A 25,837-nucleotide genomic window follows, 5' to 3' on the forward strand; every position below is an offset into this window, starting at 1 on the left:
GGGGCACGGGGAGGGGGCATCCCCCTCCCCGCCCTGGTCAGCGCTGCGCCGTCTGCCAGGCCGGGTTGATCCAGGGCGCATCATTGGCGGGCGCCAGCGGTGACTTGCCCAGGATGTGGTCGGCCGCCTTCTCGCCGGTCATGATCGACGGACCGTTGAGGTTGCCGTTGGTCACCCGCGGGAAGATCGAGCTGTCGGCCAGCCGCAGCCCCTCGACGCCGATCACCCGGACCTGCGGATCGACCACCGCCATCGGATCGTCGGCCCGGCCCATCCGGCAGCTGCCGCAGGGATGGTAGGCGCTTTCCGCATGCTCGCGGATGAAGCTGTCGATCTCCCCGTCGGTCTGCAGCGCGGCGCCGGGCTGGATCTCGTGGCGGATATACGGCTTGAACGCCTCCTGCGCGAAGATCTCCCGGGTCAGCCGGATGCAGGCGCGGAAATCGGCCCAGTCCTGCTCGGTGCTCATGTAGTTGAACCGGATCACCGGCTTCGCCTTCGGGTCCGCCGAGCGCAGGGAGACCGAGCCGCGGGACGGCGAGCGCATCGGTCCGACATGCACCTGGAAGCCGTGGCCTTCCGCTGCCGCCTGGCCGTCATAGCGCACCGCGATGGGCAGGAAGTGGTACTGGATGTCCGGGTATTCGACGCCGGCCCGCGAGCGGATGAAGGCCGCGCTCTCGAACTGGTTCGACGCGCCGAGCCCCTTCTTCGTGAACAGCCACTGCGCCCCGATCATCGCCTTGCCGAACAGGTTCCAGTACTTGAACAGCGTGACCGGCTGGCTCGCGGCCATCTGCATGTAGACCTCCAGGTGGTCCTGCAGGTTCTGACCGACGCCCGGACGGTCGGCGACGACGTCGATTCCGTGCTCGGCCAGATGCGCCGCAGGCCCGATGCCCGACAGCATCAGAAGCTTCGGCGAATTCAGCGAGCTCGCCGCGATGATCACCTCTGCGCGGGCGCGGATCACTTCGATCCTGCCGCCCTTCTCTACCTCGACGCCCACCGCGCGGCCGTCCTCGATCACGACGCGGCGCGCGAAGGCGCGAACGATATCGCAGTTGTCCCGCTTCAGCGCCGGCTTCAGATAGGCATTGGCCGCGGACCAGCGCTGGCCCTTCCAGACCGTCTGCTCCATCGGGCCGAAGCCCTCCTGCTGCTCGCCGTTGTAGTCGTCGGTCACCGGATAGCCCGCCTGGCGGCCGGCCTCGACGAAGGCGGCATGCAGCGGATTGTCCCGCGGGCCGCGGGTCACGTGCAGCGGGCCGTCCTTTCCGCGCCAGTCCGGATCGCCGCCCTGGCCGCTTTCATGCCAGCTTTCCATCCGCTTGAAATACGGCAGGACATCGGCATAGGACCAGCCGTCGGCGCCGCTTTCGGCCCAGTGGTCGTAATCCTTCGCGTGGCCGCGCACATAGACCATGCCGTTGATCGAGGAAGATCCGCCGATCACCTTGCCGCGCGGCGTGACCAGGGTCCGCCCGCCCAGATGCGGCTCGGGCTCGGAGGAATAGCCCCAGTCATAGAGCGGCATGTTCATCGGATAGCTCAGCGCCGCCGGCATCTGGATGAAGGGCCCCGCATCGGTGCCGCCGTGTTCGATGACCAGCACCGATTTTCCGGCCTCGGCCAGCCGGTAGGCCATGGCGCAGCCGGCGCTGCCCGCGCCGACGATGACGTAATCCGCTTCCATCAGAATGCCGCCTCCGTCTTGCCGAGGCAGACATAGACTGACTTCACCTCGGAATAATGGTTGATCGCTTCCTTCGAGTTCTCGCGCCCGACGCCCGAGGCCTTCATGCCGCCGAAGGGGGCTTCGACCGGCGTCAGATTGTAGGTGTTGATGTAGCAGCTGCCTGCCCGGATCCGGCCGATCACGCGGTGGGCGCGAGCGAGATCATTGGTGAACACCCCGCCGGCCAGGCCGAATTCGGTGTCGTTCGCGCGGGCGACCACCTCGTCCTCGCCCTCGAAATCCAGCACCGACATGACCGGGCCGAAGATTTCCTCGCGGGCGATCGACATGCCGTCGGTGACATCGGCGAAGACCGCCGGGGTCATCCAGAACCCTTCCCTTTCGATCCGCTCGCCGCCGGTGACCAGCCGCGCCCCCTCGGCAACGCCCTTGGCGACATAACCGAGTGCGATCTCCAGCTGCGCCTTGGTGGTCATCGGGCCGAAATTCGTCGCCTCGTCCATCGGGTCGCCGATCACGGCGGTGCCGAGACGCTCGGCCAGGCGCGCCAGGAACGCCTCCTTGATGCCCTTCTGGACGAAGACGCGGGTGCCGTTCGAGCAGATCTGGCCGGACGAATAGAAGTTGCCGTTGATCGCCGCGGAGATGGCCGATTCCAGGTCGGCATCGTCGAAGATGATCAGCGGCGACTTGCCGCCCAGTTCCATCGTGACATGCTTCATCATCCCGGCGGCCTGCGCCGCCACCTTGCGGCCCGTCGGAACCGAGCCGGTCAGCGACACCTTGGCGATGCCCGGATGCCCGGTGAGCATCGCGCCGGTCTCGCCGAAGCCCTGCACCACGTTGAACAGCCCGGCGGGGGCGCCGGCCTCGATCAGGATCTCGGCGATCTTCAGCGCGCAGAGCGGCGTCGTCTCGGAGGGCTTGAAGATCATCGCGTTGCCGCAGGCCAGTGCCGGCGCGGCCTTCCAGCAGGCGATCTGGGTCGGATAGTTCCAGGCGCCGATGCCGAGGCAGACGCCCAGCGGCTCGCGCACGGTATAGACGAAGTCGCCGCCTCCGACCGGGATGTGCTCGCCGGTCAGGCTGCCGGCGAGGCCGCCGAAATATTCCAGCGCATCCGCGCCCGACGTCGCGTCGGCGACCAGCGTCTCCTGCAGCGGCTTGCCGGTGTCATGGGTCTCGAGCACCGAGAGTTCGCGGTTGCGCTCGCGTATGAGCGCGGCGGCCTTCAGCAGCACCCGGCCGCGTTCGGTCCCGGTCATCGCCGCCCATTCCGCCTGCGCCGCGCCGGCCGCGGCGACGGCCTGCTCGACGATGGCGGACGTCCCGGCATGCAGCACCGCGATCACCTCGCCGGTGGCCGGATAGATCACCTCGATCGGCGCGCCGGCCGTGTCCTCGACATAGGCCCCGCCGATGAAATGGCTGGCCTTCGGTTGCAGATCGGTCATGCGGTCCTCAATTCGTTGTCCAGCGCGCGCAGCGCATGGCCATTTGCAATGGCGGCGGTCGTCCGGGGATTGAGCGCCGCATGGAGATAGAGCCCGTCGATCAGGCCGGCGAGCCGCTCCGCGATTCCCTCCGCGGCGGGGCCCGCCAGCGGACGCAGATCGTGGACGAGATTGGAGTGGAGCCGCCGGTGATAGACCCGCAGGAGGCGATTCGCCTTCTGCGAGGTCTGGGCGAGCACATAGAAGCTGAGCCAGGCGGAGACGGTTTCATGGCGGAAGTTCACCGGCGCGAACCCGGCCGAGATGATCGCCTCCAGCCGCGCGCGGGGCCCTTCGGCCGCCGCGAGGCTGCGCCGCACCTCGCCGCCGTACAGGCTCAGTATATGGCCCATCGCGGCAAGGAATATGTCTTCCTTCGACCCGAAGTAATGATGCGCGAGCGCGGAGGACATGCCTGCGCGCTTGGCGATTCGCGACACCGTGACGTCGAGGCTTCCCGCGGCGCCGATCTCCTCGATCGCAGCCTGCACAAGCGCGCGGCGTCTGATGGGTTCCATTCCGACTTTCGGCATCTTTTGGCTCTTTTTGGTTGCATCTTCAGGATAGGGTGTTCTTAATTGACTCGTCAATCAACAAAACGACGACGGGGACTACAATGAAACTGACCGCTTCTCTCCTCGCCCTGGCCTGTGCCTGCACCACCGCAGCCAACGCGGATTGCGGCAAGGTCGTCTTCTCGGATGTGGGATGGACCGACATCACGGCCACCACCGCCGCGACGACGGTCGTGCTCAAGGCCCTCGGCTACGAGACGGACATCAAGATCCTCTCGGTCCCGGTGACCTATACCTCGATCGCGAAGGGCGATGTCGACGTCTTCCTCGGCAACTGGATGCCGACCATGGAAGCCGACATCGCGCCCTACCGCGACGCAGGCACCGTCGAGACCGTCCGCGCCAACCTCGAAGGCGCGAAATACACGCTGGCCGTCAACAAGGCCGGCCATGACCTGGGCATCACCGATTTCGCCGAGATCGCCAATTTCGAGGACGAGCTCGACGGCAAGATCTACGGCATCGAGCCCGGCAACGACGGCAACCGCCTGATCCAGGAAATGATCGACAAGAACGCCTTCGGGCTGGACGACTTCAAGGTCGTCGAAAGCTCCGAGCAGGGCATGCTGGCCCAGGTCGCCCGCGCCGACCGCAAGAAGGAGCCGGTCGTCTTCCTCGGCTGGGAGCCCCACCCGATGAACTCCAGCTTCGAGATGTCCTACCTGACCGGCGGCGACGACTGGTTCGGTCCGGATTTCGGCGGCGCCACGGTCTATACCAATGTCCGCAAGGGCTATCTGGGCGAATGCCCGAATGTCGGCAAGCTGCTCGGCAATCTCGCCTTCACGCTGAAGATGGAGAACGAGATCATGGGCGCCATCCTCAATGACGGCGCCGATCCCCAGGACGCGGCCGGGACCTGGCTGAAAGCCAACCCGGACATCATGACCGGCTGGCTCGAGGGCGTGACCACGCTTGACGGCGGCGACGCCATGGCCGCGGTAAAGTCCGAGCTGGGGCTCTGAGACCTGGCCCCGGCGTCATCCCCCGGCGGCCGCCAGCGCGTCATCCAGTTCGGAGGCGCGCAGGAAGGCCGGGCGGGATGCCAGCCGGGCGGCATAGGCGGTGAAGCTGGGGCGCGACGGGATCCCGTGGAACGCCATCCCCCAGTGGAGCTGCATGCCCAGCATGACGTCGGCGGCCGAGAACCGGTCGCCGCAGACATAGGCGCGCCCGTCGAGAAAGCCGTCGAGCGTGTCGAGCACCGTCCCGAGCGTGCCGTATCCGAAGCGGCGGGCAAGCGACGGGTCGCTGGTATCGAGCTCGACCGAGGCGTTGGTGACCGCCTGCTCGAGCGGACCGGCGGCAAAGAAGAGCCAGCGGTAGTAGTCTGCGCGGTCCATCGGGTCCGGCGCCAGCCCCGCCCCGGGGAAGGCATCGGCCATGTAGGCGCAGATCGCCGCATTCTCGGTGACCACGCGGTCGCCATGGACGAGCGCAGGCACCTTTCCCATCGGATTGATGGCCAGGTATTCCGGCGCCTTCATCGTGGTCCCGTAGTCGAGGACCACCGTGTCATAGGGCTGGCCCGCCTCTTCCATGAGCCAGCGCGCGATGCGGCCGCGGGACATCGGATTTGTATAGAGAACGAGGTCGGTCATCAGGGCCTCCGCGAACAGGACGGACAAGGGATAACATGGACTGGCTGACCGACAACAAGATCCCGATCGGGAAATGGGCAGCGGCAATTTTCGACTGGCTCCAGATGCATGGTGCCTGGTTCTTCGACGGGCTGGCCGACTTCATGGACAGTTTCATCGGCGGCATCCTCTGGGTGCTGCAGGAACCGCCGGAACTGGCGGTGGTCGCAGTCTTCGTCGCGATCAGCTACGCGCTGCAGCGCAACTGGAAGGTTTCGGCCGGGATACTGGCGGGCTTCCTGTTCATCATCAACCAGGGCTACTGGGAAGAGACCACCGAGAGCCTGACTCTGGTGCTCTCGGCCTGCATGGTCTGCATGGCCATCGGCGTGCCGATCGGCATTGCCGCCGCGCACCGGCCCAAGCTCTACATGGCGATGCGGCCGGTCCTCGACCTGATGCAGACGCTGCCGACCTTCGTCTACCTGATCCCCGCGATCGTGTTCTTCGGCATCGGCATGGTGCCGGGCCTGATTGCCACGGTGATCTTCGTGGTGCCTGCGCCGATCCGCCTGACCTATCTGGGCGTCGCCGCCACGCCGCAGCACCTGCTGGAAGCCGCCCGCGCCTTCGGAGGCACGCCCTCCCAGGTGCTCTGGAAGGTGGAACTGCCCTATGCCGTGCCGCAGATCATGGCCGGTCTCAACCAGACCATCATGCTGAGCCTGTCGATGGTCGTGATCGCCGCGCTGGTCGGCGCCGACGGACTCGGCGTGCCGGTCGTGCGCGCGCTGAACCAGGTGAACACGGCCCTCGGCTTCGAAAGCGGCTTCGTGATCGTCGTCGTCGCCATCATGCTTGACCGGATGCTGCATGCAGGAGGCCGCAAATGAGCGTAGCCGTCAGTTTCGACGCCGTGAACATCGTCTTCGGCAAGGAGCCCGAGGCAGCCCTGCCCCTGATGGATGCCGGCAAGAGCCGCTCGGAAATCCAGGACGAGACCGGGCAGGTGCTGGGCGTGCATGACTGCACGCTGGAGGTCGGCGAAGGCGAGATCCTCGTGCTGATGGGGCTCTCGGGCTCGGGCAAGTCGACGCTGCTGCGCGCCGTCAACGGGCTGAACCCGGTGGTGCGCGGCGCGGTGCATGTCCGCCGCGGCCAGGAGATGGTCGACATCACCCATGCCGACAGCAAGACGCTGCGCTCGATGCGGCTCGACCAGATCGCCATGGTCTTCCAGCAGTTCGGGCTGCTGCCCTGGCGCACGGTGCGGGAGAACGTCTGGCTCGGGCTGGAGCTCGGCGGCGTGCCGCGGAAGGAACGCGAGGAACGGGTGAACCGCCAGCTGGAGCTGGTGAACCTCTCCGACTGGGCCGACCGCAAGGTGGGCGAGCTGTCGGGCGGCATGCAGCAGCGCGTCGGGCTGGCCCGCGCCTTCGTCACCGAGGCGCCGATCCTGCTGATGGACGAGCCGTTCTCGGCGCTCGATCCGCTGATCCGCTCGCGGCTGCAGGACGAGCTGCTGCAGCTGCAGCGGGAACTCAAGCGCACGATCATCTTCGTCAGCCACGACCTGGACGAGGCCTTCAAGCTGGGCAACCGGATCGCGATCATGGAAGGCGGGCGGATCGTGCAATGCGGCACCCCGCAGGAGATCTTCTCGAACCCGGTCAACGAATACGTGGCGGATTTCGTGGCGCACATGAACCCGCTCGGCGTGCTGACCGCCGAGGACGTGATGGAGCCGGCGACGGCGGCGTCCGGCGACGGCGTCGATGCCGCGACACCGGTGGCCGAGGTGATGCAGGCGGTCTGCAGCTCCGACATGCCGCTGCCCGTCACCCGCAACGGCGCGCTCGTCGGGCAGGTCAGCCGGGTGAGCGTGCTGAAGCGGCTGACCGATCCGGTCAACGCCGCCTGACGCGGCCTGTCCCGCCGCCATCCTCCCCTGGCGGCGGGGTGGGTCCGGGAGGGGGATCTGCCCCTCCCGGCCTCGCTTCCCGCGGGCTCGACGTCAGTCCCGGCGCACGAAGCCCGCGGCAATCTCGACATGCGGCGACCAGCGGAACTGGTCGACCACCGCCACCGGCCCCATCTCGTAGCCGCCCGCGATCAGCAGGGCCGCGTCGCGCGCGAAGCTCGACGGGCTGCAGGAGACCGAGGCGATAACCGGGACCTCCGATTTCGCGAGCTCCGCCATCTGCGCCGCGGCACCGGCCCGCGGCGGGTCGATCACCACCGCCTCCACGCCCTTCAGCTCGTCCGCCGTCAGCGGGCGCCGGAACAGGTCGCGCGCCTCCGCCTTGAGCTGGTGCAGTCCCTCCGTCCGGTTCCAGGCCGCCTGCAGCGCCGCGACCTGCGGCCGCTCGGATTCGAAGGCAAGCACATCCGCCCGCACCGACAGCGGCAGCGCGAAGGTGCCGCAGCCGCAGAACAGGTCGGCGATCCGCGAGGCGCCCGCGGCGATCTCCTCCACCGCCGCCGTCAGCGCCGCCTGGCCATGCGCCGTCGCCTGCAGGAAGGCGCCGGGCGGCAGCGATACCCGCGCCGGTCCCAGCCGGATCTCGGGCGCCGCCCATTGCGCCACCTGCTCGCCGTTCCAGCTCAGCCGCGCCAGACCCGCCGCCGCCCCGAGCGCGACCAGTTCCTGGTGCAGGTCCAGATCCATCTCCTTGCCGCCCTTCGCGGCCACGTCCGGACCGTTCAGCGTCTCGGTCGCCTGGAAGGAAATCTCGCCCTTGCGCGAGCCTCCCGCCATCGCCATCGCCTCCAGGTGCGGACTCAGCGCCGCCAGTTTCGGCGTGATCACCAGGCAGGAGGGCACCTCGACCAGCGTGTGCGAGCGCGACCCGTGGAAGCCGACGAGCGCACCCTTCTTGGTGCGGCGCCCGGCGAAGCCCGCGCGGCGGCGGCTGCCCGCGGGCGAGGTCAGCGGCAGGCCGACCTCCGCCGCGATTCCCTGGGCGCGCAGCGCATCGGCGACGATGCCGCGCTTCCACCCGGCAACGAGAGCATCGGAACCGTGCTGGATCACGCAGCCGCCGCAGGATCTCGCATGCGGACAGGGCGGCTTCACCCGGTCGGAGGACGGCACGAGGATCTTGGGCGCAGCCATGGTGCCGCCCTCGACCTCGCCCGCGACGGTCTCGCCGGGCAGCGCGCCGGGCACGGCGATGCCCTCGGCCAGCCCGTCCCCCAGATGCCCCAATTTCGTGATCACAAGCTCGGTCATGCCTGGCTCCCCATGTGCCGGGCCGACCTATACCACGGGCGCGCGCGGGGCCAGAGCCCCCTCGCCCCGGCCCTCTCCCCCGAGGGGAGAGGGAGACCGCCTCATTCCGCGGCTTCGGCCCCGAGGAAGCCGCCGGACTGGCGGTGCCAGAAGCGGGCATAGAGGCCGCCCTGCGCCAGCAATGCGTCATGGGTGCCCATCTCTGCGATGCGGCCGCCTTCCAGCACGATGATGCGGTCCATCGCCGCGATGGTGGAGAGCCGGTGGGCGATGGCGACCACGGTCTTGCCCTGCATCACATGGTCCAGCGCCTCCTGGATCTCGGCCTCGACCTCGCTGTCGAGCGCCGAGGTTGCCTCGTCCAGCGCCAGGATCGGCGCGTCCTTCAGGATCGCGCGCGCGAGCGCGATGCGCTGCCGCTGCCCGCCTGACAGCTTCACGCCGCGCTCGCCCAGATGCGCATCATAGCCGCTGCGGCCGCGATGGTCGCGCAGCGTCAGGATGAAGTCATGCGCCGAGGCCTGGCGCGCGGCCTCCATGACCTCCTCGTCGGTGGCATCGGCGCGGCCATAGCGGATGTTGTCCATCGCCGAGCGGTTGAACATCGCGGTTTCCTGCCGGACCATGGCGATCTGGCGGCGCAGCGCGTCCTGGGTCAGCTCGCGGATGTCGCGGCCGTCGAGCGTGATCCGCCCGCCCTCGACATCGTAGAGGCGCAGGAGCAGCGACATGACCGTCGACTTGCCCGCCCCGGACCGGCCGACCAGCGCGATCTTCTCGCCCGCGCGGATATCGAGCTCGAACCTGTCGAGCGCCGCGCCCGGCTTGCCGCCATAGCCGAAGGACACGCCTTCGAAATGCACGGCGCCGCTGGCGCGCGGGATGTTCGCGGCCTCGGGACGGTCGGTGATGGCATGCGGCGGGGTGAGCGTGCGGATGCCGTCCTCGATCTCGCCGATATTGGAGAAGATGCCGAGCGCTGCGAAGCTGACCCAGCCGGTCATCGTGGCCAGCCGGGTGGAGACGAGCCCGGCCGCGGCGATGTCGCCGGCCGTCGCTGCCCCCTGCCCCCAGAGATACAGGCTGAGCCCGATCAGCACGGTCGGCAGCAGCCCGGCGAGCACGAAGATGAACAGCCGGAAGGTCACGACGATGGACGCCCAGGCGACGGAGGCCTCGCGGTAGCCATGCAGCGAGTCCTCGGTCGCGGCCTCTTCCTTGGTGCCATGGGCGAAGAGCTTCACCGTGGTGATGTTGGTGATCGTGTCGACGATCTGCCCGGTGACCATGGCGCGCCGCGCCGCGCGCAGCTGCGACCGCGACCGGATGCGCGGCAGGAAGATGCGGATCAGCACCGCGTAGCCGGCCATCCAGACCAGCACGGCAAGCCCCAGCCACCAGTTCACCGCGCCGAGCATCACCACCGCCGACAGCGCCGCCGCCACGGCATTGCCCAGGATGTTGGTGGATTCCGTGACCACCTCGGTCAGCGCGCGGGCGGTCTGCTGCGATTTCTGCGCGATCCGCCCGGCGAAATCGTTGTCGAAATAGCTCAGCGCCTGTCCCAGCGTGTGGCGGTTCACACGGCTCAGCACCAGCGCATAGAGGTTCGGCTGCAGCGTGATGGTGTTGAAGGCGGCGTTCGCGACCATGGAAAGCGGCCAGACCGCGAGGAAGAACAGCGCCAGCGCCGCGAATTGCCAGCCGTTGCTCGCAAGATAGCCGGCACCCGCTGCCTGGGCGCCGTCGATCACCCAGCCAATCATCCAGAAGCCCAGCACCGTGGTGATGCCGACAGAGATCGAGGCGGCGACAGCCAGGCGGATCTGCGTGCCCGCCCCCTGCAGCGCCCAGCCCAGGAATGGACGCAGGCTGCGCGGCGGCGGACCCTCGGCCTGGGCGAAGGGCTCGATCGTGTCGGCCAGGCGGCGGAAGACTGGCGGGATGCGCCCCGCTTTCCGTTCCGCGATCTCAGCTTCGGGCCACTTGCTCATTCGGCCGCCTCCGTCTTGTCTTCCGTTCCGAGAAAGCCGCCCGACTGGCGGGACCAGAACCCGGCATAGAGACCGCCCTGCGCCAGAAGTTCGGCATGGCTGCCGGCCTCGGCGATGCGGCCCCCGTCGAGCACGAGGATGCGGTCCATATGGGCGATCGTGGACAGGCGGTGGGCGATGGCAATGACGGTCTTGCCCTCCATCATCCCGTAGAGCGTGTCCTGGATGGCGGCTTCGACCTCACTATCTAGCGCGCTCGTGGCCTCGTCCAGCACGAGGATCGGCGCGTCCTTCAAGATCACGCGAGCGAGAGCGATGCGCTGGCGCTGGCCGCCCGAAAGCTTCACGCCGCGCTCGCCGACCTGGGCGTCATAGCCCCGCCGGCCGGCCGCATCCATCAGCCCGGGAATGAATTCCTGCGCCTGCGCCTTCTGCGCCGCCTGCTCCATCTCCGCCTCCGTCGCATCGGGACGGCCGTAGAGGATGTTGTCGCGCACCGACCGGTGCAGCAGCGAACTTTCCTGGCTGACCATGCCGATCTGGCGCCGCAGGCTGTCCTGGGTGACCGCCGCGATGTCCTGTCCGTCTATCTCGATCCGGCCGCCTTCGGGGTCGTAGAAGCGCAGCAGCAGCTTGACCAGCGTGGATTTCCCGGCGCCGGAGCGGCCGACCAGGCCGATCTTCTCGCCCGGCGCGATTTCCAGCGCGATGCGGTCGAGCCCGCCCGCGCCCTTGCCGTAATGGTGCGACACTCCGCGGAACGCGATCCGGCCGTCTGCCAGCTGCAGGCCGGGCGCGCCGGGGCGGTCGGTCAGGGTGACCGGCTGCGATATTGTCTCCAGCCCCTCGGCAACGACGCCGAGCGACTGGAAGAAATTGGACACCGCCCACATGATCCAGCCGGTCATGGCGTTGAGCCGGAGCGTCAGCGCCGAGGCCGCCGCGACCACGCCGACCGAGGCCGCGCCCTGCGCCCATAGCCAGATCGCCCAGCCGACGACGCCCAGGACGAGGAAGCCGTTCAGGAAGGTCAGCACGACGTCCATGATGGTGAAGAGCCGCATCTCGGCGGCCAGGGTGGTCCGCGCCCTTTCGATCGCCTCCTTGGCGTAGTCGAGCTCGCCCGAATGGTGCGCGAAGAGCTTCACCGACTGGATGTTGGTATAGCTGTCGACGACCCGCCCGGTGACGGCGGACCGCGCATCGGAGCTGGCCTTGGAGGCCGGCCCGATCCTGCGGACCGTCCAGCGCACGAGCGAGAGATAGGCGACGAACCAGGCAGCCAGCGGCAGGAACAGCCGCGCATCTGCATCCGCCAGCAGCACGGCAGCGCCGATCACATAGGCGGTGGCGAAGGTCAGCGCGTCGAAGATCTGGAACACCGCCTCGCCCGCCGCCGGCGGCGCCTGCATGATGCGGTTGGCGATGCGCCCGGCGAAGTCGTTCTCGAACCAGCCGACCGACTGGCGCAGCACGTGGCGATGCGCCCGCCAGCGGAACAGCGTGCCGTAATTCGGCATCACCCCGTTGTTCAGCAGCGCCACGTTCAGCCATTGCAGCGCGGGCCGCAGCGTGACGAGGAAGACAGCCATTGCGATCAGTTCCGCGCCGTGGGCGGCCCAGAGCTCGGCGGGCGACGTGGTTCCGAGCAGGTCGACGACCCGGCCCATGTAGCCGATCAGCCAGATTTCCACGGCAGCAACCAGGATGGCCGTCGCGAAGGCCCAGGCAAAGACCTTGCGGAAGGGCCGCGACAGCTCGCGCAGATAGGCCCAGAGCCCGCGCGGCGGGACGTCGGTCTCGGGGTAGTCGGCATACGGATCGACAAGGGTCTCGAAGAAACGGAACACTGGAATGGCCTTTCGCGCTTGGCCGACAGATAGGCTGATTCCGCCGCCGGGCGAAACCTTCCCGCGCAGTGTGCGCGCGGCGGCCGGTCACGGAAGCGGCAGGCCGCCGCCTGCCTGCCTGCCAGAACGGCAGATCCCTGCAGCGGGCGCCGGACCGGCTGCAATTACCGTGCCGAGTGCGGCGGGGACGTGGTCCGGACGGGCCGGCCCGCGCGATGCTGGAGCCGCGAACAGGAAGGAGCCCCCGACCCGGACAGGACGAGGACAGCCAGATGCCCTATTACAGCTACCGCTGCAGCCAATGCGAGACCGCCTTCGAGGAACTGGTTCCGCTCGGCGCCGCGTCTCCGCCGCCCTGCCCCGAATGCGGCAGCGCCGAGGTGAAGCAGCAGCTTTCCCGCGTCGCGCCGCCCGGCAAGGCCAAGGGGATCATCGCCTCGGCACGCAAGCAGGCGGCCAAGGAAGGCCATTTCAGCAATTACTCCAAATCCGAGCGCAAGGCCGCGCTGAAATAGGACGGACCGGCGGCGGCTTGCTGCGCCGCGCCTTCCGCCGGTGCGTCCTGCTCCCCGGGGGCGCTAGTCCGGCAGGGCCAGCAGTTCCGCCCGCGTCATGGCGAACCCCGCGCCGATCCAGGCCTCCTTCAGGATCTGCAGCCGCTGCCCCAGCGCCGCGCCCTCGTAGCCCCGCGCGATCAGGTCCTTCGAACTGACGGGAAAGCGCGCCGCGGCACCGCGGGCGATGGCCTCTTCCAGGCCGGGCATCGGCGGCTGGCCGGTCAATGCCGCGGCGATCAGCGCCGCATCGCGCGCCCGGTCCGGCCCGTGCTCATGCGCGATCCGGCCCGGGCTGTCGCCGCGCTCCAGCACGCCGCGATAGAGCTGGAGCCGCCGCGCCTCGGCTTTCGACAGGCGGAGCGCAGCGGCCGGATCGGTCCCGCCCAGCACCGCGAGGCGCCGGATCGGATCCGGCGCGAGGCCGTGCTCGTGATGGACGAGCGGCGCCAGCGCCGCGGCCACCGCCCCGGGCAGCACATGCGGCAGCACCCCGCTTTGCGCCATGGTTGCCATGACCGGCGCCGGATCGGGCGCAGCCAGCAGCTTCTTCATCTCCTGGCCCTTGCGCTCCGCGGCGATCCGCTCCAGCCCCTCGGCCAGCGCGGCGCAGGCCGCCAGCCCGTCGGGATCCGGCCCGTCGCTGCCGTACCAGGCGGTGAAGCGGAAGAAGCGCAGGATCCGCAGGTAGTCCTCGCGGATCCGCTGTTCCGCGCTGCCGATGAAGCGGACCCGGCCGGCCCGCAGGTCGGGCAGCCCGCCGAGCGGATCGACCACGCTGCCATCGGCCTCGGCATAGAGCGCGTTCATGGTGAAGTCGCGCCGCGCCGCGTCCTCCTCGATCCGGTGCGAGAAGCTGACCACCGCGCGGCGGCCGTCGGTCTCGACATCGCGGCGCAGCGTGGTGACCTCGTAGCCTTCGCCGCCCGCGACCACGGTGATCGTGCCGTGCTCGGCCCCGGTCGGCACAGGCCGAAGGCCCGCGGCCTCGGCGGCGGCGACGGTCTGCTCGGGCCTGGCGGTGGTGGCGATGTCGATATCGCTGCCGGGCTGCTTCAGGAGCGCGTTGCGCACGCAGCCGCCGACGAACCAGGCCCGGTGGCCGGCCCGCCCGAGCGCTGCCATCACATCCTGCGGTCCCGCCCGGTCGAGCCAGGCGGGCGAGATCCTCAGCGGCACGACGCCACCCGGTCCGCAAGCCCCTTCAGCATGCGCGCAGTCGCCCCCCAGATGTAGTAGGGCCCCCAGGGCACGGCGTAATAATGGCGGCGCGACCCCTGCCAGCGGCGGCCCTCGACGCGGAAATTGGCCGGATCGGCGAGGAAATCGAACGGCACGGAGAAGATCTCGGCCACCTCGCCCGCCTCGGCCACCGGCACGAACGGCCCGGTGATCTCGGCCACGACCGGGGTGACATGGTAGCTGGTGACGGTTTCATGCGGGGTGAGCCGGCCCATGACCCGGACCAGCGCGGGATCGAGCCCGACCTCCTCCTGCGCCTCGCGCAGCGCGGCAATCTCGGGATCGCCGCCGTCCTCGGGGTCGAGCCGGCCGCCCGGAAAGGCAATCTGGCCGGGATGGTGGCGCAGCTTGGAGGAGCGCTTGGTCAGCAGCACCTCCAGCCCCGCCGGTCCCGGCATCAGCCCGACCAGGACGGCAGCCGGACGCAGCCGCCGTCCCTCCGGCAGGACAACCTGCGGGTTCAGGTCGAAATCCGACGAGGCCGGGGCATCGCGCTCCAGCGCGTCGGCGACCAGAGCCAGCCCGGTCTCAGGCATCGTCTTCGCCGTTCTCCGGGTCCTTGGTCGCCTCGAAGCCCAGCGTCGCCGGATCGAACTCGTAATGCGCGCCGCAGAACTGGCAGTCGGCGGTGACGATGCCCTCGTCGGTCGTCATGTGGCCGATATCCTTGGCCGAATAGATCGACAGGCTCTGCCGCACGCGGTCGGCCGAACAGGTGCAGCCGAAGGTGACCGGCTGGCTGTCATAGACCCGCGGCTGCTCTTCGTGGAAGAGCCGGACCAGCAGGTCGGTCGACTGGACCGACGGGCCGATCAGTTCCAGAACGTCCATCGTGTCGAGCAGCAGGTTCGCGCGGTTCCAGTTTTCCTCGTCATCGCCGTCGAGCATGTCGTTCGGGCGCAGCAGCCCGCCCTCGCCCGATCCGCCCTCGTTGGCGACGAAAGGCGATGCCTTCGGCATGTGCTGCAGCATCACGCCGCCGCCGCGCCAGGTTTCCGGCGTGCCCGGCGCCGTAGACTGGCCGAAGGCGATGGAAAACCGCGTCGGCAGCTGTTCGGACTGGGCGAAATAGGTCTCCGCGCAGGCCGCCAGCGACGGACCCGCAAGCGGCGTGATCCCCTGGTAGGGCTGCATCCCCGCCCCCTGGTCGATCAGGATGGCGAAATACCCCTTCCCGAGCAGCTCGAAGGGCGTCCGCCCGTCCAGCCTGTCCCGGTCGAAGGAGGCATAGGCCCGGATCCGGGCCGGCTCGCCGGCATCGGTGGGGCCGTAGTAGTCGGTCGCAATCAGCCGCACCGGCCCGTCGCCGCGCACCTGCAGCGACAGTTTCCAGCGCAGCTCGATGGTCTGGCCGATCAGCGCGGTCAGGAGCGCCATCTCGGCGACGAGCGCCTCGACGGGCGCGGGATAGTCGTGCTGTTCGAGGATCCGGTCCAGCACGGTATCGAGCCGCGCAACGCGGCCGCGGATATCCGCGAGGTCCAGCTGGAACGGCAGCACGTTGTCGTCCCAGGCGATCTGCTTGCCAATGGTCATGGGCTTTCCTTGTAGGCTCGTCTTGGGCATACCGCGCCTAGATGGGCACGGCAACCTGGGGGACCAAGACATGCGCCGCTTCGGAGAAAGCGTGAGACCTGACGTCAGCTACCGCCTGCGGCCCGGCGCCTATGCCGTTCTGGCGGCGGGAAGCGACCTGTTGCTGACCCACCAGATGGAGCCGGAGCCGGAATTCCAGCTGCCCGGCGGCGGCATCGATCCGGGCGAGTCGCCGCTGCAGGCGCTGCACCGCGAGGTGATGGAGGAAACCGGCTGGACGATCGGCGGGCTGCGCCGGATCGGCGCCTACCGCCGCTTCGTCTACATGCCGGAATACGACCTCTGGGCGGAGAAGGTCTGCAGCCTCTATCTGGGCCGGCCCGTGCGCCGCGTCTCGGCCCCGACCGAACCGGGCCATTCCGCGGTGTTCCTGCCCGCCGAAGAAGCCGTCGGCATCCTCGGCAGCCCGGGAGACCGGGAGATGCTGGCGCAGCTCCTCCGGCTGGGCGGCGCCTGATCCCGCCGGCGGGCGCGGGCAGAACCGGAAGCCAGGCAGATCATTCTCAGGGCGGCAGAACCGGCGGGGCGCGGTCCTGGCCATGGTATTCCAGCAGCACCGCGGAGACATCGTCGGGCAGGTCGTCGGCACCGAAGAACTGCGTGAGGTCCCAGACCATCGCCTCCAGCAGCGCCGGTCCGGCCAGGCCACGGTTGCGCGACAGGATGTTGGCCAGGCCGTCCTGGTCGATCATCTCGGGGTTTTCCGGTCCCGCCGGGCATTCGGTGACGCCATCAGAGACAAGGAGCAGCCGGTCGCCGGGCGAGAGGAAGAAGGAGAAGCTGGAATAGTCGACATCCGGCACCAGCCCCACCGGCAGGTCGCCCGCGCCGAAGAATTCCACCATGCCGTCGGCGCGCTGGACCGCCGGATGCGGATGGCCGGCCTGGGTCATGCGCACCAGCCCGCTGCGCAGGTCGACGATGGCGAGGCAGATGGTGAAATAGTGCTCGGTATCGATGTCCTGGAACATCAGGTCGTTGAGCCGCTTGACCACCAGATGGGGCGGCAGCGTGCGGAACCAGTTGTCCACCGTGCGCTCCAGCGCGATGTTCTGGTCCTTCGAGGTCGAGGATAGATAGCCGGCGAGCCGCGCGGTCAGCAGCGCAGATGTGATGCCGTGGCCGGACACGTCGATCGCGTAGAGCCCGATCTGGCTGCCCGAGGTCGGAAACCAGCCGACGAGATCGCCGCCGACATGGCCGGCGGAACGCAGCAGAAGCGACAGCTCCGCCGCGCCGAGATCCTTGTAGCGGTCCCGCACCAGCGACTGCTGCAGCCGCTTTCCTTCGGCCAGGTCGGCTTCGATCGCGTCGTAGAGCGCCTGGATCCGCTGGAACGCCAGGCTCAGCTGCTTGTTCTTCTGGCTCAGCTGGCGCTGCATGTTGACGATGCGCTGCCCGGCGGTCAGCCGCGCGCGCAGTTCCACCGCGTTGACCGGCTTGGTGATGAAATCGTCGGCCCCGACTTCCAGCCCCTTGGCGATGTCGTCGCGCTCGCTCTTCGAGGTGAGCAGGATGAAATAGCCGTAGCTGTCGCCCTCCAGGTCGCGGAAGCGCGCGCAGAATTCCGGCCCGTCCATGCCGGGCATCATCCAGTCGGACAGGATCAGCTCGAACTGGCGGCCGCGGCACAGCTCCAGCGCCTCCTCGCCGGAGGCGGCCTCGGTCACGTCATAGCCCATCTGCTTCAGCGTGGCAGACAGGATCTTCCGCTGCATGCGGCTGTCATCGACGATCAGGATATGGGCGGACCGGGTCGACAGGACCGTGCCGGCTGGGGGATCCGTGCTGCTATCGACTGAAGACTCCATGGTTACCGTCCGCGACCTTTCCCGGCCGTGATGGCACATGAGACTTTAAGGCAATGTGAATCGGACCCCGCAGGCGCGCGGCGACCCGGCGGAACGGCAGGCGCTAACCAGTTCTTCAGCAACCCCGCCCATTCTGGCCCCGCGAGGGAGGGACGCACCGGGATGCTGGACTGGACGAGGATAGAGGAACTGCGCGATGAGGTCGGTGCCGATGCCTTTGCCGAGGTGGTCGAGCTGTTCCTGGAAGAGGTCGGCGGCGTGCTCGACCGGCTCGATCCCGGCTCCGCCACGCTGGAGGAGGACCTGCACTTCCTCAAGGGCGCGGCGCTGAATCTCGGCTTCGCCAAGCTGGCCGGCCTGTGCCGCGAGGGCGAACTGGCGGCGCGGGCCAAGGCGCCGCCCGATCTCTGGGCGCTCAGGGCCTGCTATGCGCAGAGCCATGCGGATTTTTTCGACCGGGTCGCCAAGGCGGGCTATCTCGCCGCCTGAGCCCTGCCCTCAGATGACGAATTCCGCCAGCGTCTCGTCGGCGGTGATGTCGGCATAGGTGAAGCCGTGCGCGTCCAGCCGGGCGAAGAGCGCGTCGAAATTCTCGGCCCGCGCAGTCTCGATCCCGATCAGCACCGAACCGAAGTTGCGCGCCGATTTCTTCATGTATTCGAACCGCGCGATATCGTCCTCGGGGCCCAGCAGGTTGAGGAAGTCCTTCAGCGCGCCGGGACGCTGCGGCAGCCGGAGGATCATGTATTTCTTCACGCCGGAGAATCGCTGCGCGCGTTCCTTGACCTCGGGAAGCCGCTCGAAGTCGAAATTGCCGCCCGAGGTGACGCAGACCACGGTCCTGCCGCGGATCACGTCGCCCAGGTCCTTCAGCGCGTCCACGGCCAGCGCGCCGGCCGGCTCGAGCACGATGCCCTCGACATTGAGCATCTCTATCAGAGTGGTGCAGAGCCGGTTCTCGCCGATCGTCAGCACATGGTCGGGCGGCGTCTGCCTCAGCGTTTCGAAGGGCAGCGCGCCGATCCGCGCGACCGCGGCGCCATCGACGAAATTGTCGACCTGGCCCAGCGTCACCGGTTCGCCCGCGGCGATCGCGGCAGTCAGGCTGGCGCCGCCCTTGGGCTCCACCAGCCAGACATCGGTGGCAGGCGCGGCCTCGCGGAGATAGGAGATCGCCCCGGCCGACAGCCCGCCGCCGCCCACCGGCAGGATCAGGATGTCGGGCGCCCGGCCCAGCTGTTCGAGGATTTCCACCGTCACGCTGGCCTGGCCCTCGATCACGTCGGCATCGTCGAACGGCGCAAGGAAATGCCCGCCGACCTTGGCACAGAATTCCTTGGCCGCTGCCAGCGTGTCGTCGAAATAGTCGCCGGTCAGCTTGATCTCGATGTTCTCGCCGCCGAAGGTGCGGGTCTTCATGATCTTCTGCTCGGGCGTCGTCACCGGCATGAAGATCGTGCCCTTCACGCCGAAATGGCGGCAGGCATAGGCCACGCCCTGGGCATGGTTGCCCGCCGAGGCGCAGATGAACTGGTCCTGCTCCGGATCGGCGGCCCGGACCTTGCGCATGGCGTTGAAGGCGCCGCGGATCTTGTAGCTGCGCACCGGCGAGAGATCCTCGCGCTTCAGCCAGATCTCGGCGCCGTATTTCGACGAGAGATGGGCGTTCTGCAGCAGCGGCGTGCTGTCGAACACGCCGTGCATGCGGGCCGTTGCGGCGAGGGCGGCATCCATGAAAGAGGTCATGCCCCGGAGATGCCCCGAAATTCCGGCTGCGGCAAGCCCGGGCATGCGCCCGGGCGGATCGCCGCGCCCTGCCCGTCCCGGCTCAGCGCCGGCTGCGGACCGGGATCGGCACGGGCTCGCGCACCGGCTGGCGGCCGCGCAGCCCCGGCAGCAGAAGCCCCATGAGCCCCAGGAAGGCCAGCGGCACCGGCACCGATCCCGAAACGGCGAGCCCGAGAACGAGCGCGGTCCCCGAGACGGCGCATGCGGCGCCCAGCATCCTGGTCCTGGCTTCGGTGTCGGTCTGCCTTGCGGTCATGGTCCTACCCTCCGGGTATCAGCCTCTGTCGGCGCATCCTGTCTATCGCGCCGCGGCGGCCGGTTCCTTGCGTCATGTCAAACCCGCATCTGGAACCGGCCATTTGCCGGATCAGTCGATCTCGACCAGCGCATCCTCCAGCTCGGCGCGGATTTCCGGCGGCATGAAGGTGGAGCGGCGGCTTTCGGGATCGAAAAACACCTCCACCATGTCGTAGGTGGCGTGCAGCAGCCCGGTATCGGCGTTGAACATGCGCAGGTGGAAGCTGACCGACTTCGATCCCACGCGGGTCACCGCGCCGTCGATCCGGATCAGGTCGCCCGCAGACAGCTCGCGGATGAAGTTCGTCGTGGCCTGGGCGGTGACGCAGTGGATGCCGTGGGCCTCCATCATGTCCCGGTAGGAAATGTCGAGCACCGTCCACAGGTGGTAGGAAGCATCGTCGAAGAACGGCGCGTAGTGGCGGACATTCATGTGCCCGAAATGATCGTGATGCCAGGGGTGGACCACCCCGCGCAGAAGCTCCTGAAACTCGCCCATGCCCGTCCTCGCGTCTTTTCCGGCGAGAATACCAGCCCTGTCCGCCCGGAAAAGCCAATTCCGCCGCATTTGCTTGTCCCTTGGTGCGTTCCCCGCTATTTGCGCGGCAAGTTTGACCAGGAGACTGCCCCATGACCGCGCCCAAGAAGGTCGTGCTCGCCTATTCGGGCGGGCTTGATACCTCCATCATCCTCAAATGGCTCCAGACCGAGTACGGCTGCGAAGTGGTGACCTTCACCGCCGATCTCGGCCAGGGCGAAGAGCTCGAGCCGGCCCGCAAGAAGGCCGAGATGCTGGGGATCAAGCCCGAGAACATCTTCATCGAGGATGTCCGCGAGGAATTCGTCCGCGACTTCGTCTTCCCGATGTTCCGCGCCAACGCGGTCTACGAGGGTCTCTACCTGCTCGGCACCTCGATCGCCCGTCCGCTGATCTCCAAGCGGCTGATCGAAATCGCCGCCGAGACCGGCGCCGATGCCGTCGCGCACGGCGCCACCGGCAAGGGCAACGACCAGGTCCGCTTCGAGCTTTCGGCCTATGCGCTGAACCCGGAGATCAAGGTGATCGCGCCCTGGCGCGAGTGGGCGCTGACCTCGCGCACCAAGCTGCTGGAATTCGCCGAGCAGAACCAGATCCCGATCGCGAAGGACAAGCGCGGCGAAGCGCCGTTCTCGGTCGACGCGAACCTGCTGCACACCTCTTCCGAGGGCAAGGTCCTGGAGAACCCGGCCGAGGAAGCGCCGGACTACGTCTACCAGCGCACCGAAAGTCCGCTGACCGCGCCGGACGCGCCGCAATACATCGAGATCACCTTCGAGAAGGGCGATGCAGTCGCCATCGACGGCGTCGAGATGAGCCCGGCGACGATCCTGACCAAGCTCAACGAGCTCGGCCGCGTCCACGGCATCGGCCGCCTCGACTTCGTCGAGAACCGCTTCGTCGGCATGAAGTCCCGCGGCATCTACGAAACCCCCGGCGGCACGATCCTGCTGGAGGCCCATCGCGGCATCGAGCAGATCACCATCGACTCCGGCGCAGGCCACCTGAAGGACAGCCTGATGCCGCGCTATGCCGAGCTGATCTACAACGGCTTCTGGTTCAGCCCCGAGCGCGAGATGCTTCAGGCGGCGATCGACAAGAGCCAGGAATTCGTTTCGGGCACCGTCCGCGTCATGCTCTACAAGGGCGCTGCACGCACCGTCGGCCGCTGGTCGGAGGCGTCGCTCTATTCCGAGGCGCACGTGACATTCGAGGACGATGCCGGCGCCTACGACCAGAAGGACGCGCAGGGCTTCATCCAGCTCAACGCGCTGCGCCTGAAGCTGCTGGCCGCGCGCAAGCGCCGCCTGGCGAAATGATTCGGCCCGGCCGGGACGCTCCGCGCGTCCCGGCCGCCCGTTAGCGATAAACCCGCCGCTGCGGCGGTTTGCCCGGCGGAACTGATCGCCCGGCCCATGCAAGACTGGCACCGATCCGGCGTTTCCGCCGGCCCAAGCGAACAGACGCGGTGCCGATGCAGACCTACTGTCCCAACTGTTTCGACCAGATCGATGCCGATGCCATGAAATGCCCGGCCTGCGGCTGCGCCGTGCTGTTCTGGGGCAGGGCGATGTCCGAGACCGAGCGGCTGATCCACAGCCTCGGGCACCCGCAGCGCTCCGAGCGGCTGAAAGCCGTCTATGCGCTGGCCGACCTGCCGCAGTCCGAATCCGCGCTGCCGCTGGCGGACCTGTGCTTCGGCAAGCCCGACGACATCTGGCAGGCGGTGGAGGTAATCCGCACGCTCGCCGCCATGCCCGCTGTGGAGCGGGTCGAGGTCGCGCTGGCACGGCTGGCGCTGGAGCACCCGGCCGGCCCGGTGCAGACGCTCGCGGCGCATGCGCTGGATGCGAAATTCGGCGGCGGAGAGGCGTGAGAGTGGCGATCCCGACAGGATTCGAACCTGTAACCTGCCCCTTAGGAGGGGGCTGCTCTATCCAGTTGAGCCACGGGACCACGCAGCCCGTGATTGCCCCATCGGGACGCCCAACTCAAGCCCCTGCGGCATTTACCTTTGTGACCGGGCCGGCAAGGACGCCTTGTGCCCGGCAATCCAACAGCGCTACGATGGCGACGTAGCATCCGGGAGGCACCGTGAACACCGAAACCCCTTCCCAGCCCATCCGACCCTTGACCCTCCGAGACGTGTCCGAGGCCTGCGGCGTCAGCGAGATGACCGTCAGCCGGGTCCTGCGCAACCGGGGCGACGTCTCCGAAGCGACGCGCGAGAAGGTCCTCGCTGCGGCCAAGAAGCTGGGCTACGTGCCGAACCGCATCGCAGGAGCGCTGGCCTCGCAGCGCGTGAACCTGGTCGCGGTGATCATCCCGTCGATGTCGAACATGGTCTTCCCCGAGGTGATGACCGGCATTTCCGAGGTGCTCGACGGCACCGAGCTGCAGGCCGTGGTCGGCCTGACGCATTACAAGCCCGACCGCGAGGAGCAGGTCCTGTACGAGATGCTGTCCTGGCGGCCCTCCGGGGTGATCATCGCCGGGCTGGAACATACCGAGGCCTCCAAGGCGATGATGCGCGCCGCCGGGATCCCGATCGTCGAGATCATGGACACCGACGGCGAGCCGATCGACTCGATGGTCGGCATCTCCCACCGCCGGGCCGGCCGGCAGATGGGAGAGGCGATCGTAGCGGCCGGCTACAAGCGGATCGGCTTCATGGGCACCAAGATGCCGCTGGACCACCGCGCGCGGAAGCGCTTCGAAGGCTTCACCCAGATCCTGGCCAAGGCCGGACTGGAAATCGAGGACCATGAATTCTACGAGGGCGGCTCGGGCTTCGTGAAGGGGCGCGAGATGACCCAGGCCATGCTGGAACGCAGCCCGGATCTGGATTTCCTGTACTATTCCAATGACATGATCGGGGCAGGGGGGCTGCTCTGGTGCCTCGAAAAGGGCATCGACGTCCCGGGCCGGCTCGGGCTTGCGGGCTTCAACGGCGTCAACCTGCTGAAGGGCCTGCCGAAGCTGCTGACCACCATGGATGCCTGCCGCAACGAGATCGGCCGCCGCGCGGCAAAGATCATTTCGGACCGGGTTGCCGATCCCAGCCTGCCGGGCGGCCAGAAAATCGAGCTGACCCCCGAGATCGCGCTCGGAGACACGATCCGGAAGCCCGCCTGAGCGCTGCAGCGCTGCATCACTGGCCGGACCGCGAGGTCCGGCTGCGAGACTCGCTTGGTTTAGCGCGATTTTGACGGTATCGTCGGCAAAAAATCGGAACCCAAGTCGAGGCAGAGCATGGTCCGGGTTGTTTCCCTTATTCTCTTTCTGGCGCTGTCGGCCTGTGCGGGCGGCGGAACCAAGTTCCAGGCCTATTCCGGGCCGGAAGTCACGCAGATCTACATCTCCAAGGAGCGGCGCAAGCTGTACCTGCTCCATGATGCCGAGGTGCTGAAATCCTATGAAATCGGCCTGGGGTTCAACCCGGTCGGCCACAAGGTCGCAAAGGGCGACGGGCGCACGCCCGAAGGCCTCTACCTGATCGACCGGCGCAACCCGAACAGCAGCTACTACCTGTCGCTCGGGATTTCCTACCCCAACCGCGCCGACGTTGCGCGCTCCAAGGAGCTTGGCGTCGATCCGGGCGGCGATATCTTCATCCACGGCGAATCCTCCAAGCCGGTCAATGGCAAGGACTGGACCGCCGGCTGCATCGCGGTGAAGGACAAGGAGATGGAGGAGATCTACGCGATGGTCCGGAACGGCACGCCGATCTACATCACCTCCTACTGACCGGGCGTCCCCGCCCGGTGCCGGATCACCTTTCGCCGCCGGACCGCTCCGGCTTCGCCGCGAAAGGTGATTCCCGGGGACCCCGTCCCAGGACGGGACCGCTAGTTCCGCGATCCCAGGTTCAACACCCACCAGGTCATGCCGCTGGCATCCTGGTGGAAGGCGAAGCCCATGTCGGTCGCATCGGGATCCTTGATCAGCGCGGCCTTGTCCCTGTCCTGCAGCCAGACGGTCAGGGTCTCCAGCTCGGTATCGAAGGACTGCGAGTAGAGTTCGCCGACCAGCTTGCCGGAATAGCCTGCCCGCGCCAGGCGCTGGTAGGGGCTCGACCAGTCCGACCCCCAGGCCCAGGCGCGCTGCTGGCGGGAAATGTCCTCGGCCTGCTCCCTGGCCGCCGCCGACATCTCGCGGCTTAGGCCCAGAGGCGCCGCTCCCGCCGACTGGCGCATGAAATTCACCGATTCCAGCATGTTTTCCTGCACGGTCGACATGTCGCCCGCCCGCAGGTTGTAGGAGCCCGCAACCCGGGTCCCGCCGTCACAGCCGGATAGACAGATCGCTGCCGCTATTCCGGCCGCCGTCGCACGCAACATGGGTCACCCTCCAGTTTCTGCCCCTGAATACCGATGAGATGTCACAGGCATCAACCAAGGCAAGACTATTACGCCGGTTTGATTTGCCGATGCGGCATCGAAGCCATATCTTTGCGGCAGACATGTCTTTTCCAATCTTCCGGAAGGAACGCCGATGACTTTTTCCAGCTCGAAGCTGTCCCGCCGCGGCTTCCTCGGCTCGGCCGCGCTGCTCGGGAGCAGCCTCGCCGTGCCTGCCATTGCCCAGACTGCCACCGACGAGCCCGAAGCACCGGTCAACCGCGTCACCATGCTGTTCCGCGCCCATGACTGGCGCGACCATTTCAGCTCGCTGAACAATGGCGCCATCCTGGTCGATACCGAGAGCCGGACCCTGCATTACTGGTCCGAGGACGAATCGGTCGCCCGCGTATTTCCGACCAGCGTGCCACTGTCCGAGGAAATGACCCGCAAGGGCCGGACCTCTGTGACCCAGAAAGTCGTCGGACCGAGCTGGGCGCCGACCCCGTCGATGCTGAAGCGCAATCCCGACTGGCCGCCTTTCATCGGGCCCGGCCCGGACAATCCCCTGGGGACACATGCGCTCTACCTATCGTGGAAATACTACCGCATCCACGGCACCCACGACACGCGCAAGATCGGCCGCCAATCCTCCAACGGCTGCATCGGGCTGTACAACGAAGACATCGCGCAGCTCTTCGACATGGCGAAAGTCGGGACACAGGTGCTGCTGATCTGACATCGCCCGCGCCCGGATGACGCGTCCGGAGGCAGAATCTCCGATTCCTGCCTTCGATGGAACTTTTACGACGAGACCGTGTTATTTCGGGTTGCCTTGCCCCGGAAGATGCGGTTTTTGATGCGTTTTTGCATCACCCGGCCAACTGGTTCAACGCACCGTTGCGTTTCACGAAATTGCGCGGCAAGAGTTGATCACGAGGACATCTCAGTCGTCCGTACCTCAATTCACTACCCGGGCGGCAACCATTGGAGGTTAACCATGAAGAAGTTCGCACTCGCTGCTACCCTGGCTGTTGCTGCCTCTGCCTCTTTCGCAGGCGGCCTGGAAGAGCCGATCGTTGAGCCGGAAGTCATCGTCGAAGAGACCAGCGGCACCGGCGCAGCATGGATCATCCCGGTCCTGCTCCTGGCTGTCGTTGCTGCTGTCGCAGTCAACGGCTAATTCCGGCCACCGAGCCGACAGAGACATCGAGGTGGCCGTCCAGGCCACCTTTTTATTTGCCTCCA

General features: G+C 67.7%; 27 protein-coding genes and 1 tRNA gene. 12 read left to right on the forward strand and 16 right to left on the reverse strand.

Annotation, left to right across the window (positions count from 1 at the left end; all coding sequences use genetic code 11):
• Positions 1-37: 37 nt before the first annotated feature.
• From betA to betI, 3 genes are read right to left on the reverse strand one after another with little or no spacing between them, the layout of a single operon-like run.
• On the reverse strand, positions 38-1,696 hold the full coding sequence (betA, locus tag HCC78_RS05305) for a choline dehydrogenase (protein WP_172327707.1): 1,659 nt from the start codon (positions 1,694-1,696) through the stop codon (positions 38-40).
• Positions 1,696-3,153, reverse strand: a complete 1,458-nt coding sequence (gene betB / locus HCC78_RS05310) for a betaine-aldehyde dehydrogenase (protein WP_172327708.1) — start codon at positions 3,151-3,153, stop codon at positions 1,696-1,698. The genes betA and betB overlap by 1 nt, the downstream gene beginning before the upstream one ends.
• Positions 3,150-3,725, reverse strand: a complete 576-nt coding sequence (betI, locus tag HCC78_RS05315; RefSeq protein ID WP_172327709.1) for a transcriptional regulator BetI — start codon at positions 3,723-3,725, stop codon at positions 3,150-3,152. Before betI ends, betB begins: the two co-directional genes overlap by 4 nt.
• Before the next feature lie 83 nt (positions 3,726-3,808).
• Between betI and HCC78_RS05320 the strand changes: the two genes are divergently transcribed.
• Positions 3,809-4,732 (forward strand): choline ABC transporter substrate-binding protein, encoded by a 924-nt coding sequence (locus tag HCC78_RS05320; RefSeq protein WP_172327710.1) that lies wholly within the window; start codon positions 3,809-3,811, stop codon positions 4,730-4,732.
• Between the two features lie 15 nt (positions 4,733-4,747).
• Here HCC78_RS05320 and HCC78_RS05325 read toward each other — a convergent pair whose 3' ends face one another.
• A complete protein-coding gene (locus HCC78_RS05325) occupies positions 4,748-5,368 on the reverse strand; it encodes a glutathione S-transferase family protein (protein WP_172327711.1) in 621 nt (206 codons plus the stop codon).
• A 35-nt stretch (positions 5,369-5,403) separates the two neighbouring features.
• On the opposite strand from HCC78_RS05325, the gene choW reads away from it, so the two are divergent.
• Together choW and choV are read left to right on the forward strand one after the other, a co-directional pair.
• Positions 5,404-6,240, forward strand: coding sequence for a choline ABC transporter permease subunit (gene choW, locus HCC78_RS05330; protein WP_172327712.1), 837 nt, complete (start codon positions 5,404-5,406; stop codon positions 6,238-6,240).
• Positions 6,237-7,268 (forward strand): choline ABC transporter ATP-binding protein, encoded by a 1,032-nt coding sequence (choV, locus tag HCC78_RS05335; protein WP_172327713.1) that lies wholly within the window; start codon positions 6,237-6,239, stop codon positions 7,266-7,268. The genes choW and choV overlap by 4 nt, the downstream gene beginning before the upstream one ends.
• A 93-nt stretch (positions 7,269-7,361) precedes the next feature.
• Here choV and HCC78_RS05340 read toward each other — a convergent pair whose 3' ends face one another.
• The 3 genes from HCC78_RS05340 to HCC78_RS05350 all read right to left on the reverse strand — a co-directional run bounded on the left by HCC78_RS05340 (position 7,362) and on the right by HCC78_RS05350 (position 12,423).
• Positions 7,362-8,579, reverse strand: coding sequence for a class I SAM-dependent RNA methyltransferase (locus tag HCC78_RS05340; protein WP_172327714.1), 1,218 nt, complete (start codon positions 8,577-8,579; stop codon positions 7,362-7,364).
• A gap of 101 nt (positions 8,580-8,680) precedes the next feature.
• Positions 8,681-10,573 carry an ABC transporter ATP-binding protein gene (locus HCC78_RS05345; RefSeq protein WP_172327715.1) on the reverse strand — a complete coding sequence of 631 codons (1,893 nt, stop codon included), beginning with the start codon at positions 10,571-10,573 and terminating at the stop codon, positions 8,681-8,683.
• A complete protein-coding gene (locus HCC78_RS05350; RefSeq protein WP_172327716.1) occupies positions 10,570-12,423 on the reverse strand; it encodes an ATP-binding cassette domain-containing protein in 1,854 nt (617 codons plus the stop codon). Before HCC78_RS05350 ends, HCC78_RS05345 begins: the two co-directional genes overlap by 4 nt.
• Positions 12,424-12,695: 272 nt before the next feature.
• Between HCC78_RS05350 and HCC78_RS05355 the strand changes: the two genes are divergently transcribed.
• Complete coding sequence (locus tag HCC78_RS05355; RefSeq protein WP_172327717.1) at positions 12,696-12,938, forward strand: zinc ribbon domain-containing protein; 243 nt, start codon at positions 12,696-12,698, stop codon at positions 12,936-12,938.
• A 63-nt stretch (positions 12,939-13,001) separates the two neighbouring features.
• Here HCC78_RS05355 and HCC78_RS05360 read toward each other — a convergent pair whose 3' ends face one another.
• Genes HCC78_RS05360 through HCC78_RS05370 form a run of 3 tightly spaced genes read right to left on the reverse strand, consistent with a single transcriptional unit; the run spans position 13,002 to position 15,755 of the window.
• The gene (locus HCC78_RS05360) at positions 13,002-14,156 is read right to left on the reverse strand and encodes a CCA tRNA nucleotidyltransferase (RefSeq protein WP_371743779.1); all 1,155 of its coding nucleotides are present in this window, start codon (positions 14,154-14,156) and stop codon (positions 13,002-13,004) included.
• The gene (locus HCC78_RS05365; protein WP_172327718.1) at positions 14,147-14,755 is read right to left on the reverse strand and encodes a CoA pyrophosphatase; all 609 of its coding nucleotides are present in this window, start codon (positions 14,753-14,755) and stop codon (positions 14,147-14,149) included. The genes HCC78_RS05360 and HCC78_RS05365 overlap by 10 nt, the downstream gene beginning before the upstream one ends.
• Positions 14,748-15,755: an Hsp33 family molecular chaperone HslO gene (locus tag HCC78_RS05370; protein ID WP_172327719.1), complete on the reverse strand. Its 1,008-nt coding sequence runs from the start codon at positions 15,753-15,755 to the stop codon at positions 14,748-14,750. Before HCC78_RS05370 ends, HCC78_RS05365 begins: the two co-directional genes overlap by 8 nt.
• 70 nt (positions 15,756-15,825) lie before the next feature.
• Here HCC78_RS05370 and HCC78_RS05375 point away from each other — a divergent pair, with 70 nt between their 5' ends.
• Entirely contained in the window at positions 15,826-16,272 is a 447-nt protein-coding gene (locus tag HCC78_RS05375; RefSeq protein WP_172327720.1) for an NUDIX hydrolase, read from the forward strand.
• 46 nt (positions 16,273-16,318) lie between these two features.
• On the opposite strand, the gene HCC78_RS05380 is transcribed toward HCC78_RS05375, so the two are convergent.
• Positions 16,319-17,626 carry a PP2C family protein-serine/threonine phosphatase gene (locus tag HCC78_RS05380; RefSeq protein ID WP_172327721.1) on the reverse strand — a complete coding sequence of 436 codons (1,308 nt, stop codon included), beginning with the start codon at positions 17,624-17,626 and terminating at the stop codon, positions 16,319-16,321.
• 162 nt (positions 17,627-17,788) lie between these two features.
• On the opposite strand from HCC78_RS05380, the gene HCC78_RS05385 reads away from it, so the two are divergent.
• A complete protein-coding gene (locus HCC78_RS05385; RefSeq protein ID WP_172327722.1) occupies positions 17,789-18,115 on the forward strand; it encodes an Hpt domain-containing protein in 327 nt (108 codons plus the stop codon).
• A 9-nt stretch (positions 18,116-18,124) separates the two neighbouring features.
• On the opposite strand, the gene ilvA is transcribed toward HCC78_RS05385, so the two are convergent.
• The 3 genes from ilvA to HCC78_RS05400 form a co-directional block, all read right to left on the reverse strand.
• Positions 18,125-19,372, reverse strand: coding sequence for a threonine ammonia-lyase IlvA (gene ilvA / locus HCC78_RS05390; protein ID WP_172327723.1), 1,248 nt, complete (start codon positions 19,370-19,372; stop codon positions 18,125-18,127).
• Between the two features lie 82 nt (positions 19,373-19,454).
• Entirely contained in the window at positions 19,455-19,670 is a 216-nt protein-coding gene (locus tag HCC78_RS05395) for a hypothetical protein (protein ID WP_172327724.1), read from the reverse strand.
• A 111-nt stretch (positions 19,671-19,781) separates the two neighbouring features.
• Positions 19,782-20,210: a thioesterase family protein gene (locus tag HCC78_RS05400; RefSeq protein ID WP_172327725.1), complete on the reverse strand. Its 429-nt coding sequence runs from the start codon at positions 20,208-20,210 to the stop codon at positions 19,782-19,784.
• A 131-nt stretch (positions 20,211-20,341) separates the two neighbouring features.
• Between HCC78_RS05400 and HCC78_RS05405 the strand changes: the two genes are divergently transcribed.
• Both HCC78_RS05405 and HCC78_RS05410 read left to right on the forward strand, forming a co-directional pair.
• Positions 20,342-21,568, forward strand: coding sequence for an argininosuccinate synthase (locus HCC78_RS05405; RefSeq protein ID WP_172327726.1), 1,227 nt, complete (start codon positions 20,342-20,344; stop codon positions 21,566-21,568).
• Positions 21,569-21,723: 155 nt separating this feature from the next.
• Positions 21,724-22,125, forward strand: coding sequence for a HEAT repeat domain-containing protein (locus HCC78_RS05410; protein ID WP_172327727.1), 402 nt, complete (start codon positions 21,724-21,726; stop codon positions 22,123-22,125).
• Between the two features lie 3 nt (positions 22,126-22,128).
• Here HCC78_RS05410 and HCC78_RS05415 read toward each other — a convergent pair.
• Positions 22,129-22,205 (reverse strand) — tRNA-Arg (locus HCC78_RS05415).
• A gap of 165 nt (positions 22,206-22,370) precedes the next feature.
• Here HCC78_RS05415 and HCC78_RS05420 point away from each other — a divergent pair.
• The gene (locus HCC78_RS05420; protein WP_371743782.1) at positions 22,371-23,384 is read left to right on the forward strand and encodes a LacI family DNA-binding transcriptional regulator; all 1,014 of its coding nucleotides are present in this window, start codon (positions 22,371-22,373) and stop codon (positions 23,382-23,384) included.
• Positions 23,385-23,501: 117 nt separating this feature from the next.
• Positions 23,502-23,996, forward strand: coding sequence for a murein L,D-transpeptidase family protein (locus HCC78_RS05425; RefSeq protein ID WP_172327728.1), 495 nt, complete (start codon positions 23,502-23,504; stop codon positions 23,994-23,996).
• Positions 23,997-24,097: 101 nt separating this feature from the next.
• On the opposite strand, the gene HCC78_RS05430 is transcribed toward HCC78_RS05425, so the two are convergent.
• Positions 24,098-24,589 carry a CAP domain-containing protein gene (locus HCC78_RS05430; RefSeq protein WP_172327729.1) on the reverse strand — a complete coding sequence of 164 codons (492 nt, stop codon included), beginning with the start codon at positions 24,587-24,589 and terminating at the stop codon, positions 24,098-24,100.
• Between the two features lie 154 nt (positions 24,590-24,743).
• On the opposite strand from HCC78_RS05430, the gene HCC78_RS05435 reads away from it, so the two are divergent.
• Both HCC78_RS05435 and HCC78_RS05440 read left to right on the forward strand, forming a co-directional pair.
• Positions 24,744-25,328: a L,D-transpeptidase gene (locus HCC78_RS05435; protein WP_172327730.1), complete on the forward strand. Its 585-nt coding sequence runs from the start codon at positions 24,744-24,746 to the stop codon at positions 25,326-25,328.
• A 261-nt stretch (positions 25,329-25,589) separates the two neighbouring features.
• Complete coding sequence (locus HCC78_RS05440) at positions 25,590-25,772, forward strand: hypothetical protein (protein ID WP_172327731.1); 183 nt, start codon at positions 25,590-25,592, stop codon at positions 25,770-25,772.
• Positions 25,773-25,837: the final 65 nt, after the last annotated feature.

Source organism: Mangrovicoccus sp. HB161399 (assembly GCF_013184745.1).
Classification (GTDB): domain Bacteria; phylum Pseudomonadota; class Alphaproteobacteria; order Rhodobacterales; family Rhodobacteraceae; genus Mangrovicoccus.

Bases quoted from the DNA above. Each gene is read 5' to 3' on its own strand.
- HCC78_RS05370 (WP_172327719.1), bottom strand. From the start codon at position 15,755: ATGACCATTGGCAAGCAGATCGCCTGGGACGACAACGTGCTGCCGTTC.
- choV (WP_172327713.1), top strand. From the start codon at position 6,237: ATGAGCGTAGCCGTCAGTTTCGACGCCGTGAACATCGTCTTCGGCAAG.
- HCC78_RS05355 (WP_172327717.1), top strand. From the start codon at position 12,696: ATGCCCTATTACAGCTACCGCTGCAGCCAATGCGAGACCGCCTTCGAG.
- betA (WP_172327707.1), bottom strand. From the start codon at position 1,696: ATGGAAGCGGATTACGTCATCGTCGGCGCGGGCAGCGCCGGCTGCGCC.
- HCC78_RS05320 (WP_172327710.1), top strand. From the start codon at position 3,809: ATGAAACTGACCGCTTCTCTCCTCGCCCTGGCCTGTGCCTGCACCACC.
- HCC78_RS05410 (WP_172327727.1), top strand. From the start codon at position 21,724: ATGCAGACCTACTGTCCCAACTGTTTCGACCAGATCGATGCCGATGCC.
- HCC78_RS05380 (WP_172327721.1), bottom strand. From the start codon at position 17,626: ATGGAGTCTTCAGTCGATAGCAGCACGGATCCCCCAGCCGGCACGGTC.
- HCC78_RS05405 (WP_172327726.1), top strand. From the start codon at position 20,342: ATGACCGCGCCCAAGAAGGTCGTGCTCGCCTATTCGGGCGGGCTTGAT.
- HCC78_RS05375 (WP_172327720.1), top strand. From the start codon at position 15,826: ATGCGCCGCTTCGGAGAAAGCGTGAGACCTGACGTCAGCTACCGCCTG.
- HCC78_RS05325 (WP_172327711.1), bottom strand. From the start codon at position 5,368: ATGACCGACCTCGTTCTCTATACAAATCCGATGTCCCGCGGCCGCATC.
- HCC78_RS05425 (WP_172327728.1), top strand. From the start codon at position 23,502: ATGGTCCGGGTTGTTTCCCTTATTCTCTTTCTGGCGCTGTCGGCCTGT.
- HCC78_RS05340 (WP_172327714.1), bottom strand. From the start codon at position 8,579: ATGACCGAGCTTGTGATCACGAAATTGGGGCATCTGGGGGACGGGCTG.
- betI (WP_172327709.1), bottom strand. From the start codon at position 3,725: ATGCCGAAAGTCGGAATGGAACCCATCAGACGCCGCGCGCTTGTGCAG.
- betB (WP_172327708.1), bottom strand. From the start codon at position 3,153: ATGACCGATCTGCAACCGAAGGCCAGCCATTTCATCGGCGGGGCCTAT.
- HCC78_RS05440 (WP_172327731.1), top strand. From the start codon at position 25,590: ATGAAGAAGTTCGCACTCGCTGCTACCCTGGCTGTTGCTGCCTCTGCC.
- HCC78_RS05345 (WP_172327715.1), bottom strand. From the start codon at position 10,573: ATGAGCAAGTGGCCCGAAGCTGAGATCGCGGAACGGAAAGCGGGGCGC.
- HCC78_RS05435 (WP_172327730.1), top strand. From the start codon at position 24,744: ATGACTTTTTCCAGCTCGAAGCTGTCCCGCCGCGGCTTCCTCGGCTCG.
- ilvA (WP_172327723.1), bottom strand. From the start codon at position 19,372: ATGACCTCTTTCATGGATGCCGCCCTCGCCGCAACGGCCCGCATGCAC.
- HCC78_RS05400 (WP_172327725.1), bottom strand. From the start codon at position 20,210: ATGGGCGAGTTTCAGGAGCTTCTGCGCGGGGTGGTCCACCCCTGGCAT.
- HCC78_RS05385 (WP_172327722.1), top strand. From the start codon at position 17,789: ATGCTGGACTGGACGAGGATAGAGGAACTGCGCGATGAGGTCGGTGCC.
- HCC78_RS05430 (WP_172327729.1), bottom strand. From the start codon at position 24,589: ATGTTGCGTGCGACGGCGGCCGGAATAGCGGCAGCGATCTGTCTATCC.
- choW (WP_172327712.1), top strand. From the start codon at position 5,404: ATGGACTGGCTGACCGACAACAAGATCCCGATCGGGAAATGGGCAGCG.
- HCC78_RS05395 (WP_172327724.1), bottom strand. From the start codon at position 19,670: ATGACCGCAAGGCAGACCGACACCGAAGCCAGGACCAGGATGCTGGGC.
- HCC78_RS05365 (WP_172327718.1), bottom strand. From the start codon at position 14,755: ATGCCTGAGACCGGGCTGGCTCTGGTCGCCGACGCGCTGGAGCGCGAT.